At 41.4% G+C, this 16,142-nt stretch carries 15 protein-coding genes; 11 read left to right on the forward strand and 4 right to left on the reverse strand.

All coding sequences use genetic code 11. The features are described 5' to 3' along the window. Window positions 1-37: 37 nt before the first annotated feature. Complete coding sequence (locus tag FMM05_RS10115; protein WP_143373244.1) at window positions 38-703, reverse strand: DNA alkylation repair protein; 666 nt, start codon at window positions 701-703, stop codon at window positions 38-40. Next, a complete protein-coding gene (locus FMM05_RS10120; RefSeq protein WP_143373245.1) occupies window positions 703-1,287 on the reverse strand; it encodes an acyl carrier protein phosphodiesterase in 585 nt (194 codons plus the stop codon). Before FMM05_RS10120 ends, FMM05_RS10115 begins: the two co-directional genes overlap by 1 nt. Before the next feature lie 149 nt (window positions 1,288-1,436). Here FMM05_RS10120 and glmM point away from each other — a divergent pair, with 149 nt between their 5' ends. Both glmM and def read left to right on the forward strand, forming a co-directional pair. Beyond that, window positions 1,437-2,828 (forward strand): phosphoglucosamine mutase, encoded by a 1,392-nt coding sequence (glmM, locus tag FMM05_RS10125; RefSeq protein ID WP_143373246.1) that lies wholly within the window; start codon window positions 1,437-1,439, stop codon window positions 2,826-2,828. Window positions 2,829-2,831: 3 nt separating this feature from the next. Beyond that, complete coding sequence (def, locus tag FMM05_RS10130; RefSeq protein WP_143373247.1) at window positions 2,832-3,482, forward strand: peptide deformylase; 651 nt, start codon at window positions 2,832-2,834, stop codon at window positions 3,480-3,482. Window positions 3,483-3,572: 90 nt separating this feature from the next. Here the strand turns inward: def and FMM05_RS10135 are convergent, their stop codons facing one another. Then, window positions 3,573-4,124: a DNA-3-methyladenine glycosylase I gene (locus FMM05_RS10135; RefSeq protein ID WP_143373248.1), complete on the reverse strand. Its 552-nt coding sequence runs from the start codon at window positions 4,122-4,124 to the stop codon at window positions 3,573-3,575. Window positions 4,125-4,377: 253 nt separating this feature from the next. On the opposite strand from FMM05_RS10135, the gene FMM05_RS10140 reads away from it, so the two are divergent. The 6 genes from FMM05_RS10140 (at window position 4,378) to FMM05_RS10165 (ending at window position 10,587) form a co-directional block, all read left to right on the forward strand. Continuing rightward, entirely contained in the window at window positions 4,378-5,259 is an 882-nt protein-coding gene (locus FMM05_RS10140; RefSeq protein WP_143373249.1) for a T9SS-dependent choice-of-anchor J family protein, read from the forward strand. A 164-nt stretch (window positions 5,260-5,423) separates the two neighbouring features. After that, entirely contained in the window at window positions 5,424-6,758 is a 1,335-nt protein-coding gene (locus FMM05_RS10145) for a M43 family zinc metalloprotease (protein WP_185965553.1), read from the forward strand. Window positions 6,759-6,999: 241 nt separating this feature from the next. Further along, complete coding sequence (locus FMM05_RS10150; RefSeq protein WP_143373251.1) at window positions 7,000-7,794, forward strand: SDR family oxidoreductase; 795 nt, start codon at window positions 7,000-7,002, stop codon at window positions 7,792-7,794. A 17-nt stretch (window positions 7,795-7,811) separates the two neighbouring features. Beyond that, window positions 7,812-8,726: a helix-turn-helix domain-containing protein gene (locus FMM05_RS10155; RefSeq protein ID WP_143373252.1), complete on the forward strand. Its 915-nt coding sequence runs from the start codon at window positions 7,812-7,814 to the stop codon at window positions 8,724-8,726. A 166-nt stretch (window positions 8,727-8,892) separates the two neighbouring features. Next, on the forward strand, window positions 8,893-9,777 hold the full coding sequence (locus FMM05_RS10160) for an AraC family transcriptional regulator (protein WP_143373253.1): 885 nt from the start codon (window positions 8,893-8,895) through the stop codon (window positions 9,775-9,777). 72 nt (window positions 9,778-9,849) lie between these two features. After that, window positions 9,850-10,587: an SDR family oxidoreductase gene (locus tag FMM05_RS10165; protein ID WP_143373254.1), complete on the forward strand. Its 738-nt coding sequence runs from the start codon at window positions 9,850-9,852 to the stop codon at window positions 10,585-10,587. A 68-nt stretch (window positions 10,588-10,655) separates the two neighbouring features. Here the strand turns inward: FMM05_RS10165 and typA are convergent, their stop codons facing one another. Continuing rightward, window positions 10,656-12,452, reverse strand: coding sequence for a translational GTPase TypA (typA, locus tag FMM05_RS10170; protein WP_143373255.1), 1,797 nt, complete (start codon window positions 12,450-12,452; stop codon window positions 10,656-10,658). 407 nt (window positions 12,453-12,859) lie between these two features. On the opposite strand from typA, the gene FMM05_RS10175 reads away from it, so the two are divergent. Genes FMM05_RS10175 through FMM05_RS10185 form a run of 3 tightly spaced genes read left to right on the forward strand, consistent with a single transcriptional unit; the run spans window position 12,860 to window position 16,133 of the window. Continuing rightward, complete coding sequence (locus FMM05_RS10175) at window positions 12,860-13,762, forward strand: MerR family transcriptional regulator (protein ID WP_317129564.1); 903 nt, start codon at window positions 12,860-12,862, stop codon at window positions 13,760-13,762. A gap of 41 nt (window positions 13,763-13,803) precedes the next feature. After that, window positions 13,804-15,297 (forward strand): phytoene desaturase family protein, encoded by a 1,494-nt coding sequence (locus FMM05_RS10180; RefSeq protein ID WP_143373256.1) that lies wholly within the window; start codon window positions 13,804-13,806, stop codon window positions 15,295-15,297. Continuing rightward, window positions 15,294-16,133 carry a phytoene/squalene synthase family protein gene (locus FMM05_RS10185; protein WP_143373257.1) on the forward strand — a complete coding sequence of 280 codons (840 nt, stop codon included), beginning with the start codon at window positions 15,294-15,296 and terminating at the stop codon, window positions 16,131-16,133. The genes FMM05_RS10180 and FMM05_RS10185 overlap by 4 nt, the downstream gene beginning before the upstream one ends. Window positions 16,134-16,142 lie beyond the last annotated feature (9 nt).

The following is a 16,142-nucleotide window of genomic DNA, read 5'->3' on the forward strand; positions in this document are numbered from 1 at the left end:
GCTAATATAAGCCATTTGTGAAATTTTTCCACACGTTTTATATATTTTTTAGAGCTTCACGGGTGCTGAGGGGTTTTAAATTTGCGATTTCTACAAATTGTTTTATAGCAGATGCATCGGTCTTGGCATATTCACGTAATGCCCAGCCTATGGCTTTTTGTATAAAGAATTCTTTGCTGTGGCGGTGCTTTTCACATTCCGAAAACAGCAAAGCAACGTTAGTATCTTTCTTATACCCCAGTTGAAACAGGATGGCCGACCTGTTAAGCCACATATTCCCGGAGCCTGAAAACCGGGTTATAACTTTAGGAATCTCTTTAGGAAATTGCTGCAGATAACTGCCCAGCAGGTATTTAGAAATGGTATCTACGCTATCCCACCATGAATGGCTTACCAGCAATTTTTCTATGATGGTAATATCCTCTTTAATGAAGTTCTTTTTAAGCTCCTTCATTAAGATTTCTATGGCAGTGTAGTGGTATTCGCGTTCTTTTTTACCGTAAAGGTCTAAAGCAATCTGGCGCGGATTTTCTTTTATTTCATCCTTAAAATTAGCCAGTTCTGCTTTAAGCAATGCCCTTCGCACATCGGTCTTTAACCCTATGAAAGGGAAAAGGTTCTTCATGTATTTTGCCATTGCCTCGGCATTTTGCGCGTTGGCATTGGCTATATAGGCCTGACTTATAGCATCAATAAAAACCATTACAGTTCGGTAATTTTAATTTTTACATATGCCCGTATCTCCTCAAAAAATTCTGTGAATTCCTGTTCAAAGTCGGTGTAAAACTCCTGCAATTCGTTTATGGCATTTGTCATGCCCGATTTATTACCTGTACGGCGGTCTATCTGTGCTAAAGTTCGTGCAATGCCTTCAAGGTGTGCATTGCCCACCAGCCAGTTATTGCGTATCATGTGCGGTACCATTTGTTGCGTCTGGGTTGCCAGTACATTAAAATTATCGGTAAGTAACTCGTAAAAATCGGCAGCAAATTTCTCTAAGGGCTCGGGGTGGTAATTACTCCAGTTTTTGGCAAGAAAATGATCGTAATAAACATCGGCAATTACCCCTGCATAATGGTGGTAGTTGGCATGAAGCCTTTTGGTAGTTTGCCTGAAAACAGGGTGGCTGTCGGTAAAAGTATCTATGGCGCGGTGCAGCATAATGCCTTTGCAAATCCCCGGAGGGAAACTTTCGGGGCGGTGCCCGTGTATGCTGTCGGCCATAAAATTGCCTATCTTCAGTTCATTATCATTACCGGAAAGGTATATGTGGGCTAAAAAATTCATACACCTAAGATAGGGAAAAGTTTTTAAGTCGTAAAGTCATCAGGTCTAAAGTCGGAAGTTCCTGTAGGGCAGGAGTGGAAATCTTAAATCTTAAATCTGCAATCTTAAATTGAAACCTTATCTTTGCTTTTTACACAAATACACTTATAATGACTTTAATTAAATCGATATCAGGCATCAGGGGAACCATTGGCGGGCAAACCGGTGATAACCTTACTCCCGTAGATGCCGTTAAATTTGCTTCGGCTTACGGAACTTTCCTTAAAAATAATTCAGATAAAGAAAAGCTAACCGTGGTTATAGGCCGCGATGCGCGTATTTCGGGCCCTATGATCCATAACCTGGTTATGAATACGCTTGTAGGCTTGGGTATAAATGTAATAGACCTTGGCCTGAGCACTACGCCAACAGTTGAGGTTGCTGTGCCGCTTGAAAAAGCCGATGGTGGTATTATACTTACTGCCAGCCACAACCCTAAACAGTGGAATGCCCTTAAATTGCTGAACGAAAAAGGCGAATTTTTAAGCGGTGCCGATGGCGCTAAAATATTAGAACTTGCCGATGCTGAGGCCTTTGATTTTGCCGATGTAGATAGCCTTGGCGAAATCACGGTTAACGATGCCTATATGGACATTCACATAGATGAGGTGCTTAACCTGCCGCTTGTAGATGCCGAAGCTGTTAAAAAAGCAGGCTTTAAAGTAGTGGTAGATGGTGTTAACTCGTCGGGCGGTATCATCATCCCTAAATTGCTTGAGCAAATGGGGGTTGACGTAGTTAAGCTGTACTGTGAGCCTAACGGGCATTTTCCTCACAACCCGGAGCCGCTTAAGGAGCACTTGGGCGATATTTGTAAACTTGTGGTTGAAGAAAAAGCCGACTTTGGTATTGTGGTTGACCCGGATGTTGACCGACTTGCTTTTATTAGCGAAGACGGTGAAATGTTTGGCGAAGAATATACCCTTGTGGCCTGCGCCGATTATGTGCTGAGTAAAACACCGGGCAATGCTGTAAGTAATATGTCGTCTTCACGTGCGCTGCGCGACATTACCCAAAAATATGGCGGAACCTATGAGGCAAGCGCCGTGGGTGAGGTTAACGTTGTAGAACTGATGAAAAAAAATAACGCCATTATAGGCGGCGAGGGCAATGGCGGTATTATTTACCCTGAGCTGCATTACGGCCGTGATTCGCTTGTGGGTGTAGCATTGTTCCTTACGTATCTGGCAGAGAACAATATTAAGTCGGTAGCTGCGCTAAGGGCTTCATACCCGCAATATTACATGAGCAAGAACAAAATTGAGCTTACCCCGCAAATAGATGTTGATGCTATTTTAATTGCTATGGCAGATAAATACAGCAGCGAGGAATTTTCTACAGTAGACGGTGTTAAGATAGATTTTGCTGATGAGTGGGTACACCTTCGCAAATCGAACACCGAGCCTATCATCCGGATTTATACCGAGGCACAAATGCAGCAAAAAGCGGATGACCTTGCCGTCAGGATCATTAACGAGATTAAAGCCGTTGCGGGTATCTAAACCATGAAAAACACCTTACTGGCAGTGATTGCGCTATTTGTTGTAGCCAATGCTGCGGCCCAGAAATTTACCGATGCCGAGCGCACTCTTATTAAAGCCGGCGACAGAAATGCTAAAATGCGGGTGCTTCAGGTTACTGATGCCGCCGATTTAAAGATTCTGCAAACGCTAAGCACCAACATAGATGTTAAAGACGAGTCGCTTTTACTACTAACCCAGCGTATGTATGCCACCGTAAGGGATACTGCCAACCCCGGTGTGGGTATTGCCGCGCCACAGGTGGGCATTAATAAAAATGTTATCTGGGTACAGCGTTTTGATAAGCCCGGCGAACCGTTTGAGGTATATCTTAACCCGAAGATCACGTGGAGGTCGGCATTAATGCGCAAAGGTGCAGAAGGCTGTCTCTCGATACCCGATATAAGGGGCGATGTATTACGCAACTACACTATTAAGCTGACGTATTTTGATATGGACGGTAAATTTCATGACGAAATGATAGAGGGCTTTACGGCGGTTATCTTTCAGCATGAAACAGATCATCTGTTGGGCATATTATTTACCGACAGGCTATCGCAGCAAAACAAGCAGCAATACAGCCTAATTAACGGTGAAGTGAATTTATATTTAGAAAAAATGTTAAGAAGGCAATAATCAGGCAACATTAGCTGTTATACTATTATTGTTCGTTAAAATTAATTTACAGCCGTACCACGTTTGCCAGGTGCGGCTGTTTTTTATATGCTACATATCCTTCATCCAAAGGGCACCGGCCTTTTGGTTTTCTTTATAAACAGGGCAGCTCGCTACATGAGCACCCGGCAGCATGCCTATGCTCATAAAAAATTCGTTTACAATTTCGCCCCCCGTAAATTTAAAAGTGTTTTTAAAAAGCTTTACCCATTCTTCTTTGGTTTTGGGGTGGTTAAGTTCCAGCCATGCCTTAAACGATCCGTGTTCTTTTTGCAATTGCAAAATGGTTTTCGCATTTTCTATAGCGGCGTTTACCTTTAGCTTGTTACGAATAATTCCCGGATCGGCCAGCAGGCGTTCCCGGTCAAGTTCGGTATAAGCGGCAACTTTTGCAATATCAAAATTATCAAAGGCCTGCCTGAATGAGTTTTCTTTCTTAAGGATAATCTCCCAGCTAAGCCCCGCCTGGTTAATTTCCATCACAAGGCGGCAAAACAGTTCGTTATCACTTTCTATAGGGAAACCGTAGTGGTTATCGTGGTAGTTTTTATGAAGCGCCCTCCTATCGGGCGGCATGGTATCTATTACACTGCAGTACGACATTAATTTCTATTGTTAATTTGTTGATTCGTTAATTTGGTTATTTGATTTAAGGGTGGATTTTTTGATCTGTTGATTTGGTTATTTGATGGTAATGCAAAACTTCAACTTTGAACTCGTAACTCTAAACCCGAAACAATCAACCCAAAAGTTTTAAAAAGCTAAGTTAACACTAAATAACACAGCTTAACAACAGATAACGCTTTAAAAATTGTAATGTATTTAAGTTTGCCCTATAACTTAACAATACACAATCATGAAAAAAACACTACTAACAGGAGCCTTTTTATTAGCCCTGTCGTTTGGGGCAAATGCACAACAAACAGTAATAATTAGCCAGGATTTTGAAGACCTGCAGGAACTTGCCGACCAGGAATGGGGCGGTATAGACCTTGATGGCGATGAGGTAACCTTTTCGCCTATACAAACACAAACAGTACTAACACAGCTTGGCTTTAGCGGCAATGTTATGGGCAGTATGAACTTTATTTTAGATGACGAAAATAACCCTGTACCCGTTGAAGGGTCTGATAATATACTGATAACCCCAATTTTAGAATTACCTGTAGATGAGCCTGTAAGCCTTTCGTTAAGGTTGTCGGGTATTGGTACTACACAAACGGCGGTATCTCATTATGCTATATATGTAGTCCTTGTAGACGATTTTGAAAATAGTGGCGACGATATTGAGAGCTTTACTGCCTTTATTAACGAACAAACACCTGTTGCTGAAGATGGTACGAACGGCTTATCTGAGGTTTTTACATATGATATTTCGGAGTATGCAGGCGAGGAGGTTACAGTATTAATAAGACATTTTGAGTCAGAAGAGTCTACATACCTGTTTATAGATGACTTGGAGGTAAAATCGGGAACGCTTGGTGTAAAAGAGGTTACGGCATCGGCATTTAAAGTGTACCCTAACCCGGCAACAAGTGTCATCAACCTTGAAGGTGCTAACGGTTCACAGTTTAACAACGCAGTAATTACCGACGTAAATGGCCGTACCGTTAAAACTCTTGCTTTAAACGGCGTAACTAATGCAGTTGTAAATGTAGAAGACCTTGCAAGCGGAACCTATATACTATCTGTCACTACAGATAAAGGTGTTGTGACCAAAAAAATAGTAAAAAACTAATTTTCCCCACATATATAATTTTCTCAACTCCCGGCCCGTCTTACAGCCGGGAGTTTTACTTAAATCAAAAAAGTATTGTCCGTTAACACTAAATAACATAAGATAATAGTAGTTAACTACCCATTATGCCACCCCAAACTACATTTGTTAAAAATAAATATATTATGAGCATCAATACATTAAAAACCGTACTAACAACCTGCATAGTAGCACTTGGGGCTACTACCCATGCGCAGGATGCCAATGCGCAAAGCGCAAGTTTTACTCCCTGTGCCGCTACCGAATACAGCAGCTATCTCAAAAGTAAAAACATCGGGCAAACCACCACGCAATTCGAGTCATGGCTTGCTCCGAAATTATCAGAAACTGCAACTCTAAGGTCGGGACAATCTACCAACCAAGTAGTATCGCTGCCTGTTGTAATACACATTATACACGATGGCGACGAGGTGGGTATTAGCGAGAACATCCCGGATGCCAGGATACTATCGCAACTACAGGTGCTAAACGAAGATTTTAGGCGAATACAGGGCACACCAGGTTATGTGGAAGGTAATGCCGGTACCGATATGGAAATTGAATTTTGCCTTGCACAACAAGATCCTGATGGTAACCCAACCACAGGCATAACACGCCATAATTTAGGCAAAGCAAGCTGGAACTCTATGGAAGCGGTAGACGAAGAAATGAAGCCCGCCACAGCCTGGGACCCTACACGCTATATAAACATTTGGGTATGCCGATTTGGTGGCCAGCTGGCACAAGTGGGCGGCTATGCTTACTTTCCTGAAGGTTCAGGACTGGATGGATTGGATGAGGCGGTTTCAACAGCCTCTATAGATGGCCTTGCTATGTCTTTTAAGGCCTTTGGCACATCGGATGTTTTTCCTGCTGCCAGCTATTTTCCTGAAGCCGATAAGGGCAGGAGTGCCAGCCACGAAATGGGACATTATTTTGGGCTAAGGCACATTTGGGGCGACGAAAACAGCTGTTCTGCTACCGATTTTTGCGATGATACCCCGGCAGTGTCGGGCGTGCATACCTCGTGTACACCTGCCGATACCTGCCCGGACAGCGAAGGTGCCGACCAGATAGAAAACCACATGGACTATACGCCCGATGCCTGTAAAAGCATTTTTACTGCCGGGCAGAAAGCCAGGATGTGGACGGTATTGCAAAATTCGCCACGCCGAACATCGCTGCTTACCTCAAACGGATGCCAGGCACCTACGGCAGGTGTAAATGGACATAGCCTTAACAGTAACGGCACTAAGCTGTACCCTAACCCTGTTAATGATGAGCTGCATATTACTGCTGGTTCGGCATTGCCACAGTCGGCTTACGTGGTGTATAACATACTTGGCGCCGCGGTACTAAACGGATCTATAAATGCGGGTACCGATGCTGTTATCGATACCACTAAACTTACCCAAGGCGTTTACATTGTAACCATTACTGCCCAAAACCAAAGCAGATCGCTTCGTTTTATAAAAGAATAATTTGCAATCCCAAAAATTGACGTCGGGCTTCAAAAGTTTGTGAAGTATTTGGCAAAGTGGTGATTTGATTATACAAGAAAAAAGGCTGTAAACTTTATGTTTACAGCCTTTTTTTTGTTTGCGGCCCTATAAAATGGGTGTTTATGACACAGTTACGTCAATTTGGCTACAACCATCTGCGTTTTGGCAACACGGCGCGGTTATACATATCCGAATTTTGTCCTGTAAATATGAAACAATCATGAAAACAATTTTTATTACAGGTGCTTCTACCGGTTTAGGCAGGGCAACAGCTAAATTATTTCATCAAAAAGGGTGGGCGGTAATAGCTACCATGCGCAACCCTGAAAACGAAACCGAGTTAAACCTGCTTGAAAATGTTACCCTGCTGCCGCTTGATGTTACCAATCAGGAGCAGATAGGCAGCGCAACCGCACAGGCCATTGAGCAGGGTGTAGACGTAGTGTTTAACAACGCCGGGTACGGACTTTTAGGCCCTATGGAAGCAATAACCCATCAGCAAATAGTAAAACAGATAGATACCAACCTTTTAGGTGTAATTAGTGTTACACAGGCCTTTATACCTTATTTTAGGAAAAGAAAAAGCGGACTGTTCATTACCACAACCTCTATGGGCGGTTTGTTTGGGTTTCCGTTGGCATCTATATACCACGCTACTAAATTTGCGCTGGAGGGCTGGAGTGAAAGCCTCTCTTTAGAAATGTCGCTGTTTAATATTGGTGTAAAAACCGTTGCGCCGGGCGGTATTGCTACCGATTTTGGGGGCCGCTCTTTAGAGATGCCTTCGCACCCGGCTTATAATGATGCCAATGCTAAGGTTTGGTCGCTTTTTGATACCGATACTTTTGCCACCGCCGAAGATATTGCCACTGTAGTGTATGAAGCCGCTACCGATGGTAAAGACCAGGTGCGCTATGTTGCAGGTAACGATGCTAAAGCATTGTATGCCCGGCACAAAGAAATAGGCAACGAGGCATTTAGAATAGAAATGCGCCAGAACGTATTAGGTTTATAATTTTGTAAATTAGCAGTATGAAAAGAGTTGCACCACACCCTGTTATCATAAATTCTATTGCCGGGCTGCACCGTATATTGGGCCTGCCGGGGCCTTTGCACCCGCTCATCAGCATAGTAGACAATACTAAGATTGAAGTGGCTATGGGCGATATGCCCGAATCGTTTATACTTGATTTTTATAAGATATCATACAAAAAGGTAAAGAAAGGCAGGATAGGGTACGGGCAGGGATATTATGATTTTGATGAAGGCGGCCTTGTATTTACCGCTCCGCACCAGGTTATTACAGTGGAGCCGGATGCCGAAATGTATGGCGTAACACTCTTTATCCACCCCGACTTTATACGCAATTATCCACTTGGGAGGAACATTAAAAACTATGGTTTCTTTTCGTATGAAGCTAATGAGGCGCTACACCTTTCGGACAAGGAAAAAACAACCATCCTGGAGGTGCTGGACCACATAGGCCGCGAACTTGATAACGCTATTGATGATGTTAGCCAGGATGTACTGATTTCGTATTTAGAAGTGCTACTTAACTACAGCAACCGTTTTTATAAACGCCAGTTTATTACCCGTAAATCGGTTAATAATGATGTGCTCTCTAAAATGGAAAACCTTTTAAACAGTTATTTTGAAGCGCAGGACTCCCTAACCAAGGGTTTGCCTACGGTAGAGTTTCTGGCAAGTCAGCTGCACCTTTCGCCGCGCTATTTAAGCGATATGCTACGATCGCTAACGGGGCAAAACGCACAGCAGCATATACACGAAAAACTGATAGATAAGGCAAAAGAAAAGCTATCGGCAACCCGCTTATCGGTTAGCGAAATTGCTTACGAACTGGGTTTTGAACATCCGCAATCGTTCAGTAAACTATTTAAGATAAAAACTAATGTATCGCCTTTAGAGTTCAGGCAATCGTTTAATTGATCTGATTATTACATATCCAAAAAGGGAAGAAAGCGGGTTCAGCCTTATTTTCTTCCCTTTTTGTATTACAATACGGTCTCATTAAATTATATGCCTATCACTTTTTTAGCAATCCGATATAATGTTATACCTTAGTTTGGTTAAAATGCAAAGAATAGCTTAAACAATGCAAGTACTAAATCAAAAGCAAATACCATTATATTCTATAGAGCATGATGAAACCGGTAACAGGCATTTTAGGGTATACAATTTTGAGGGCAGTGTACCCACCCAGTCCGATCTTTTAATACCACACCGTAAAGATCATTACCTGCTTGCTTTTATGAGGCGTGGCGGCAATCGCCATTGGGTTGATATGACATCGTATGATCTTAAGGATAACGCTATTTATTTTTTGCCTCCGGATAAAGTTATAGTTAAAGAGGGAATGGAACGTTTGTGGTGTACCGGTATTGCTTTTACGGCCGAGTTCCTGTCTTTGCAGGAAAATAACGCATTGAGCAGGCTGCCGCTTATACAAAATTCTTATAATGGCAACGAGTTGCTGCTTAACGAAGCAGATGTTCGGTTTGTAGAAGATATGCTGGCGAAGATAACTACTGAATATCAAACAGCAGGTGAGTGGCAGCACCGCATGCTTAGTGCCTACATGTCGGTATTGTTAACTTATTTAAGTCGCCTATATATAGAGCAGCATAAAGATGTGTCTACCGTTGAGGATAAATTATTATTGAGGAAATATCATGCTAAGATAGACGAATGCTATCGTGAAATGCACGAAGTAAACGATTATGCCTCGCTGCTTAATATATCTGCGGGACATTTAAGCGAGGTTGTAAAAATCCAAAGCGGTAAACCTGCTATTAAACATATACATGACCGGTTAGTGTTAGAAGCCCGCCGACAGCTATTCCATACCGATAATCCTTTAAAGGAGATTGCTTTTAACCTTGGATTTTCTGATGCTTCTTATTTTAATCGTTTCTTTAAACGTGAAACCGGTACAACCCCTGCCGAGTGCCGCATTGCCATCCGTAAAATGTACCATTAATACCATAGGATGTGTCACGATCATCAGCAACCTTAAAGGTAGCTTTGTACTGTTAAACAATTAAATATAAATATGAAAACAGTACTGATAACAGGAGCCAACAAAAGCATAGGCTTAGAAACAGCAAGGCAATTGCTCAAGCAAGGATACTATGTATACCTGGGGAGCAGGGACGTTGCAAAAGGTGAGGAAGCCGTTAGCGAATTAAAAGCAGAAGGGCTTACAAATGCTGAGGTGATAGAAATTGACGTGAACAATGCTGCATCTGTAAAAGCCGCGCGAGAAGTGTTAGGTACCAAAACAAAAGTGCTTGATGTATTGGTTAACAATGCAGGTATACTGGGCGTGCAGCCGCAGGGTTCGTTACAGGCAACCGCTAACGATTTTAAAGAAGTATTTGAGACAAACTTTTTTGGTGTTATCGAGACCACACAGGCTTTTATAGATTTGCTAAAACAATCTGCTGCACCAAGAATTGTTAATGTAACCTCAGGCCTTGGTTCGCTTACATTGCATAGCGACCCAACTTGGAAATACTACCCATACAAGGCTGCCTGCTATGTGTCGTCTAAAGCGGCGCTTAATGCCTATACTATTACATTAGCTTATGATCTTCGCGAGCTGCCATTTAAGGTAAACGCAGTAGACCCCGGTTACACCGCGACCGACTTTAATAACCACTCCGGATCCGGAACTGTAGAAGATGCGGCTGCCCGTGTAGTTAAAGCAGCTACATTAGGCGCTGATGGCCTTACAGGACAATTTTTTAGTGACGATTACGATCCTGAAACTGGTATTAGCCCGTGGTAACATGTTAATCCTGTAAAACAAAACAGCCCCGCATTGCGGGGCTGTCTAATTGTATATCTAAAAAGATATTAGAATTTAAAACGTTTCCTGTCGGTTTCGTTTAGGTATATTTTACGTACACGTAAGCTCTTAGGCGTTACCTCTACGTACTCATCTTTTTGTATGTACTCTAACGCTTCTTCTAAAGAGAAGATGATAGGAGGGATGATCCTTGCCTTTTCATCATTACCCGATGAACGTACGTTAGATTGTTTCTTCATCTTAGTAACGTTAACAGTCATATCATCGCTACGGCTGTTTTCTCCAATTACCTGGCCTTCGTAAATTTCGTCGTTAGCGTTAACAAAGAATTTACCACGATCCTGTAATTTATCAATAGAGTAAGGAATTGCTTTACCATTCTCCATAGATATTAACGAACCGTTGTTACGGCCCGGAATTTCACCTTTGTAAGGCTCATATCCTATGTAACGGTGTGCCATAATTGCCTCACCTGCAGTAGCTGTAAGTAATTGGTTTCTTAAACCGATGATACCACGAGACGGGATGTTAAATTTAACGATCATACGCTCGCCTTTAGCTTCCATTGAAAGTAACTCTCCTTTACGGATGGTTACAAATTCAACAGCACGGCCAGAAAGATGCTCCGGTAAATCGATCGTTAACTCTTCAATAGGCTCTGATTTTTTACCGTCAATTTCTTTGATGATAACCTGTGGCTGACCAATTTGAAGTTCATAACCTTCTCTTCTCATTGTTTCGATAAGAACAGATAAGTGTAGTACACCACGGCCAAAAACCATAAATTTATCAGCAGAATCAGTTTCACCTAACTTCATTGCTAAGTTTTTCTCTAACTCTTTTGTTAAACGCTCCCTTATGTGGCGCGATGTAACAAATTTGCCTTCTTTACCAAAGAAAGGTGAATCGTTAATGGTGAACAACATACTCATTGTTGGCTCATCAATAGCAATTGTTTGCAATGCTTCCGGATTTTCAAAATCAGCGATTGTATCTCCAATTTCAAAACCTTCAACACCAATAATCGCACAAATATCTCCTGCAATTACTTCCTGTACTTTTTTACGGCCAAGGCCTTCAAAAGTGTGTAATTCTTTAATTCTTGATTTTGTTACCGTACCATCTCTTTTTACAAGAGATATAGGCATGCCTTCTTTTAAAACGCCTCTTTCTAAACGGCCGATAGCAATACGTCCTGTAAAGGCAGAAAAGTCTAAAGAAGTAATTAGCATTTGAGGAGTACCTTCAGATACTTTTGGCTCCGGTACATTGTTGATAACCATGTCCAGTAAAGGCTCTATGTTATCAGTCTGGTTCCTGAAATCATCAGACATCCAGTTATTTTTTGCAGAACCGTAAACCGTTGGGAAATCCAATTGCTCTTCGGTTGCGCCTAATTCAAACATCAGGTCAAAAACTTTCTCATGAACTTCTTCCGGAGTACAGTTTTCTTTATCTACCTTGTTTATAACCACGCATGGTTTAAGGCCAAGGTCTAACGCTTTTTGAAGTACAAAACGTGTTTGTGGCATCGGGCCTTCAAAAGCATCCACCAAAAGGCAAACACCATCGGCCATGTTAAGTACACGTTCTACCTCACCACCAAAGTCGGCGTGACCCGGGGTATCAATAATGTTGATCTTGGTTCCTTTATATACAACAGAAACGTTTTTAGAGGTAATGGTAATACCACGCTCACGCTCAAGGTCGTTGTTGTCAAGTATCAGGTCGCCTGTGTTCTCGTTATCACGGAACAATTGGCAATGGTACATAATTTTGTCAACCAATGTAGTCTTACCGTGGTCAACGTGGGCAATAATTGCAATGTTTCTTATAGATGCCATCTGTCTTTTTTTGAAGCTGCAAAGGTACACATTATTTCGATAAAAAAAACTTTAGTATGAGCGCTTTACAAGAAAAATACGAAATATAACGTGGGTGTGTGTATTTATTAACACTTTAGAGCTAAAAAGCCTGATTTTTAAAAATTTAGCAAGTCGTTTTATAGGCTGTTTGGCGCCGCTGTTTTTGTTAGTTCTTTGTAACGATGCTTGTAAAATTAGGGCATCAAATAGTATTAGAATTTTTAATACATCCAATTGTAAGTTAAAATAATATGGATGTATGCCGAAAATAGCTAATTTGAATATCCAAAAGTGAAATATTAAGCCATTTAAAAAGTGAAATTTTATTTAAATCATAAAGTGTTTATGAATTAAATAGCTTAGTTTTGTTTAATCTTTTAAAGAAAATGATAAACAAAGTAAAAACCAAGTTCAATATTCGCGATCTGGAAAACCTTTCCGGTATTAAAGCGCATACTATACGCATTTGGGAAAAGCGTTACAATATACTGGAGCCCATGCGAACCGATACGAATATACGGTTGTATGATATTGAGAACCTGCAAAAGTTGCTCAATATCACTACACTGCATAATTTTGGTTATAAAATATCGGCTATTTCCAAGATGCCGGATGAAAAGTTGCCGATTTTGGTAAAAGAGATACTGGGAAAGAAGAGTATGGCTAACCATGTGCTTAATAACTTTAAGCTGGCCATGATGAATTTTGATCAGGCGCTATTTTTAAGTACTTATAATGCTGTATTGCAGGAAAAAAGCTTTAGGGAGATCTTTTATGATTTTTTTATCCCGCTTTTGGAAGAGATAGGGATGCTGTGGCAAACTAATACTATTAGCCCTGCGCATGAGCACTTTGTAAGTTTTTTGATAAAGCAAAAGCTGGCTTCTAACATAGAAAAATTGCTCATGGACCCGGTTAAGCACCATGAGAGGGTATATGTGCTCTTTTTGCCTGCTAATGAGATACATGAGCTTGGTTTAATGTTTATAAACTATGAGTTGGCGCTTAACGGGTATAGGTCGGTTTTTCTTGGCGAGAGTGTGCCAATCGAAAGTTTAAAAGATGTGAAAACCTACTTTGACAATATTACGTTTGTTACTTATATGACGGTAGAACCTACTGCAGAGCACGTAAATGATTATATTGAGGAGCTTAAAGAGGGTGTAATAAATGATGATAAGACAAAGTTGTACATTTTTGGGCGCAACAGCCGCCATATAAGTCCTGAGAATTTAGATGAAAATATAAAAATTTTTGGCACTATAGGCGAATTTAGTGAAGGGCTTTAATAAAATAGTGTTTAGTTTTTTTTATAATTTGTTAAACAAATATGGCTAAAAATATAGTAATTATAGGTTCAGGGTTCTCATCGTTAGCCGCAGCATGCTACCTTGCTCAGCAGGGTAACAGGGTTACCGTGTATGAAAAAAATGCCACGCCCGGTGGTAGGGCAAGACAGCTTAAAAAAGAGGGCTTTACATTTGATATGGGACCAACGTGGTACTGGATGCCCGATGTATTTGAACGCTTTTTTGCTGATTTTGGTAAAACACCGCAGAATTATTATAGTCTTACTAAGCTATCGCCCGCTTATAGGGTGTTTTTTGGTAAAGACGATTATGTAAATATAGCTGATAATATGCCGGATATAGCGGCAACTTTTGAGGGTATAGAAAAAGGCAGCGGTGCCAGCCTTATAGAGTTTATGGATGAGGCCCGTAGCAATTATGATATTGCCATTAAAGATTTGGTGTACCGCCCGGGAGAATCACCTTTAGAACTTGTTACTACACAAACGATGACAAGGGTAGGGCAGTTTTTAGGTAATATATCGCGAGATGTGCGTAAACGCTTTAAAAACAAGAAGCTGGTGCAGGTGCTGGAGTTTCCTGTATTATTTCTCGGCGCAAAGCCCAGCGATACGCCATCGTTTTACAGCTTTATGAATTACGCCGACTTTGGCCTTGGTACCTGGCACCCTAAAGATGGTATGTTTAGTGTTGTGCAGGGTATGGTAAATTTAGCTAAAGAGCTGGGTGTTACCATTAAAACCAATGCCAATGTAACTAAAATAGACGTAAGCCATGGTTCTGCCACTTCGCTTATGATTGATGGCAAAGCAGTTAAAGCTGATATTGTAGTATGTGGTGCTGATTACCACCACGGCGAATCATTGCTTGATGAAGAGCACCGTAAGTATTCTGAAAAATATTGGGATAGCAAAACCTTTGCTCCATCATCGCTACTGTTTTATGTAGGCTTTGGCAAAAAGATTGAAAATGTAGAGCATCACAGTTTGTTTTTTGATACTGATTTTGATGTGCATGCAAGAGATATATATGATAACCCGCGTTGGCCCGATGAGCCTTTGTTCTACGCCAGTTTCCCATCTAAAACAGATGATAGCGCCGCACCGCAGGGGCAGGAGGCAGGAATATTTTTAATTCCGCTGGCACCGGGTATTGATGACACGCCGGAACTTAGGGAACAGTATTTTCAAAAAATAATAACCCGCTTTGAAAATTTAACGGGGCAGCAGGTGCAACAGGATATTTTGTTTAAAGAATCGTTTTGTGTAAACGATTTTATAAAGGACTATAACTCCTATAAAGGAAACGCTTATGGGCTTGCTAACACCTTATGGCAAACCGCTTTTTTAAGACCTAAGCTTAAAAGTAGTAAGGTTAACAACTTGTACTTTACCGGACAGCTTACCGTACCGGGGCCTGGTGTGCCCCCGGCCCTTATTTCGGGCAAACTGGTTGCGGGACTAATACAAAAACACACCAAACCAACTAAAGAACTTGTAACCCCAACCGTATGAAGTTAATTTTTGATAAGGTATCTTTTGAGTGTTGCCGCAGTGTAACGCGTGCCTACAGCACGTCGTTTTCTACGGCAGTAAAAATGCTTGCACCTGCCATACGGCAGGATATATATAATATTTACGGTTTTGTGCGCCTGGCCGATGAAATTGTAGACTCCTTTCATGATTATGATAAAGAGCGCCTTTTTGCACTGTTTGAAGTCGATCTTGATAATGCCTTACATAATGGTATAAGCCTTAACCCTGTGCTAAACGCGTTTCAGCATACGGTAAGGCAGTATAATATTCCGCGCGGTATGATAGATGCTTTTATGCATAGTATGAAACAGGACCTTGTTAAAAAAGAGTACACCACCTTTGCCGAGTATAACGAATACATTTACGGCAGTGCCGATGTTGTGGGCCTTATGTGCCTTAAGGTGTTTGTAAATAATGATGATGCCCGTTTTGAGGAGCTTAAAGCACCTGCAATGCGATTAGGGTCGGCGTTCCAAAAAGTTAACTTTCTGCGTGACCTCAAGGCCGATCTGGAAGGGTTGGAGCGTAATTACTTTCCGTCACTTAATCTTAACGAGATGAACGATGCCACTAAAAAGGCCATTATAGATGAAATTGAAGACGACCTGCACGAAGGGTATAAGGGTATTGTAAAACTGCCTGCCGAAGCTAAATTTGGCGTGTATACGGCTTATGTATATTATAAAGCGTTACTTACCAAACTTAAAAATACACCGCCTTTAGAAATTAAGAACAAGCGTATACGCGTTCCTGATTATCAAAAAGTAACCCTGTTGGCCAAATGCTATCTTGATTACCGTTTTAAATTTATTTAATTTTACAGT

It is taken from the genome of Flavobacterium zepuense (assembly GCF_007097145.1).
Classification (GTDB): domain Bacteria; phylum Bacteroidota; class Bacteroidia; order Flavobacteriales; family Flavobacteriaceae; genus Flavobacterium; species Flavobacterium zepuense.

What these genes read in the sequence shown, in the direction of transcription:
- FMM05_RS10115 (WP_143373244.1), bottom strand. Translation starts at nt 703, where the DNA reads ATGGTTTTTATTGATGCTATAAGTCAGGCCTATATAGCCAATGCCAAC.
- FMM05_RS10120 (WP_143373245.1), bottom strand. Translation starts at nt 1,287, where the DNA reads ATGAATTTTTTAGCCCACATATACCTTTCCGGTAATGATAATGAACTG.
- glmM (WP_143373246.1), top strand. Translation starts at nt 1,437, where the DNA reads ATGACTTTAATTAAATCGATATCAGGCATCAGGGGAACCATTGGCGGG.
- def (WP_143373247.1), top strand. Translation starts at nt 2,832, where the DNA reads ATGAAAAACACCTTACTGGCAGTGATTGCGCTATTTGTTGTAGCCAAT.
- FMM05_RS10135 (WP_143373248.1), bottom strand. Translation starts at nt 4,124, where the DNA reads ATGTCGTACTGCAGTGTAATAGATACCATGCCGCCCGATAGGAGGGCG.
- FMM05_RS10140 (WP_143373249.1), top strand. Translation starts at nt 4,378, where the DNA reads ATGAAAAAAACACTACTAACAGGAGCCTTTTTATTAGCCCTGTCGTTT.
- FMM05_RS10145 (WP_185965553.1), top strand. Translation starts at nt 5,424, where the DNA reads ATGAGCATCAATACATTAAAAACCGTACTAACAACCTGCATAGTAGCA.
- FMM05_RS10150 (WP_143373251.1), top strand. Translation starts at nt 7,000, where the DNA reads ATGAAAACAATTTTTATTACAGGTGCTTCTACCGGTTTAGGCAGGGCA.
- FMM05_RS10155 (WP_143373252.1), top strand. Translation starts at nt 7,812, where the DNA reads ATGAAAAGAGTTGCACCACACCCTGTTATCATAAATTCTATTGCCGGG.
- FMM05_RS10160 (WP_143373253.1), top strand. Translation starts at nt 8,893, where the DNA reads ATGCAAGTACTAAATCAAAAGCAAATACCATTATATTCTATAGAGCAT.
- FMM05_RS10165 (WP_143373254.1), top strand. Translation starts at nt 9,850, where the DNA reads ATGAAAACAGTACTGATAACAGGAGCCAACAAAAGCATAGGCTTAGAA.
- typA (WP_143373255.1), bottom strand. Translation starts at nt 12,452, where the DNA reads ATGGCATCTATAAGAAACATTGCAATTATTGCCCACGTTGACCACGGT.
- FMM05_RS10175 (WP_317129564.1), top strand. Translation starts at nt 12,860, where the DNA reads ATGATAAACAAAGTAAAAACCAAGTTCAATATTCGCGATCTGGAAAAC.
- FMM05_RS10180 (WP_143373256.1), top strand. Translation starts at nt 13,804, where the DNA reads ATGGCTAAAAATATAGTAATTATAGGTTCAGGGTTCTCATCGTTAGCC.
- FMM05_RS10185 (WP_143373257.1), top strand. Translation starts at nt 15,294, where the DNA reads ATGAAGTTAATTTTTGATAAGGTATCTTTTGAGTGTTGCCGCAGTGTA.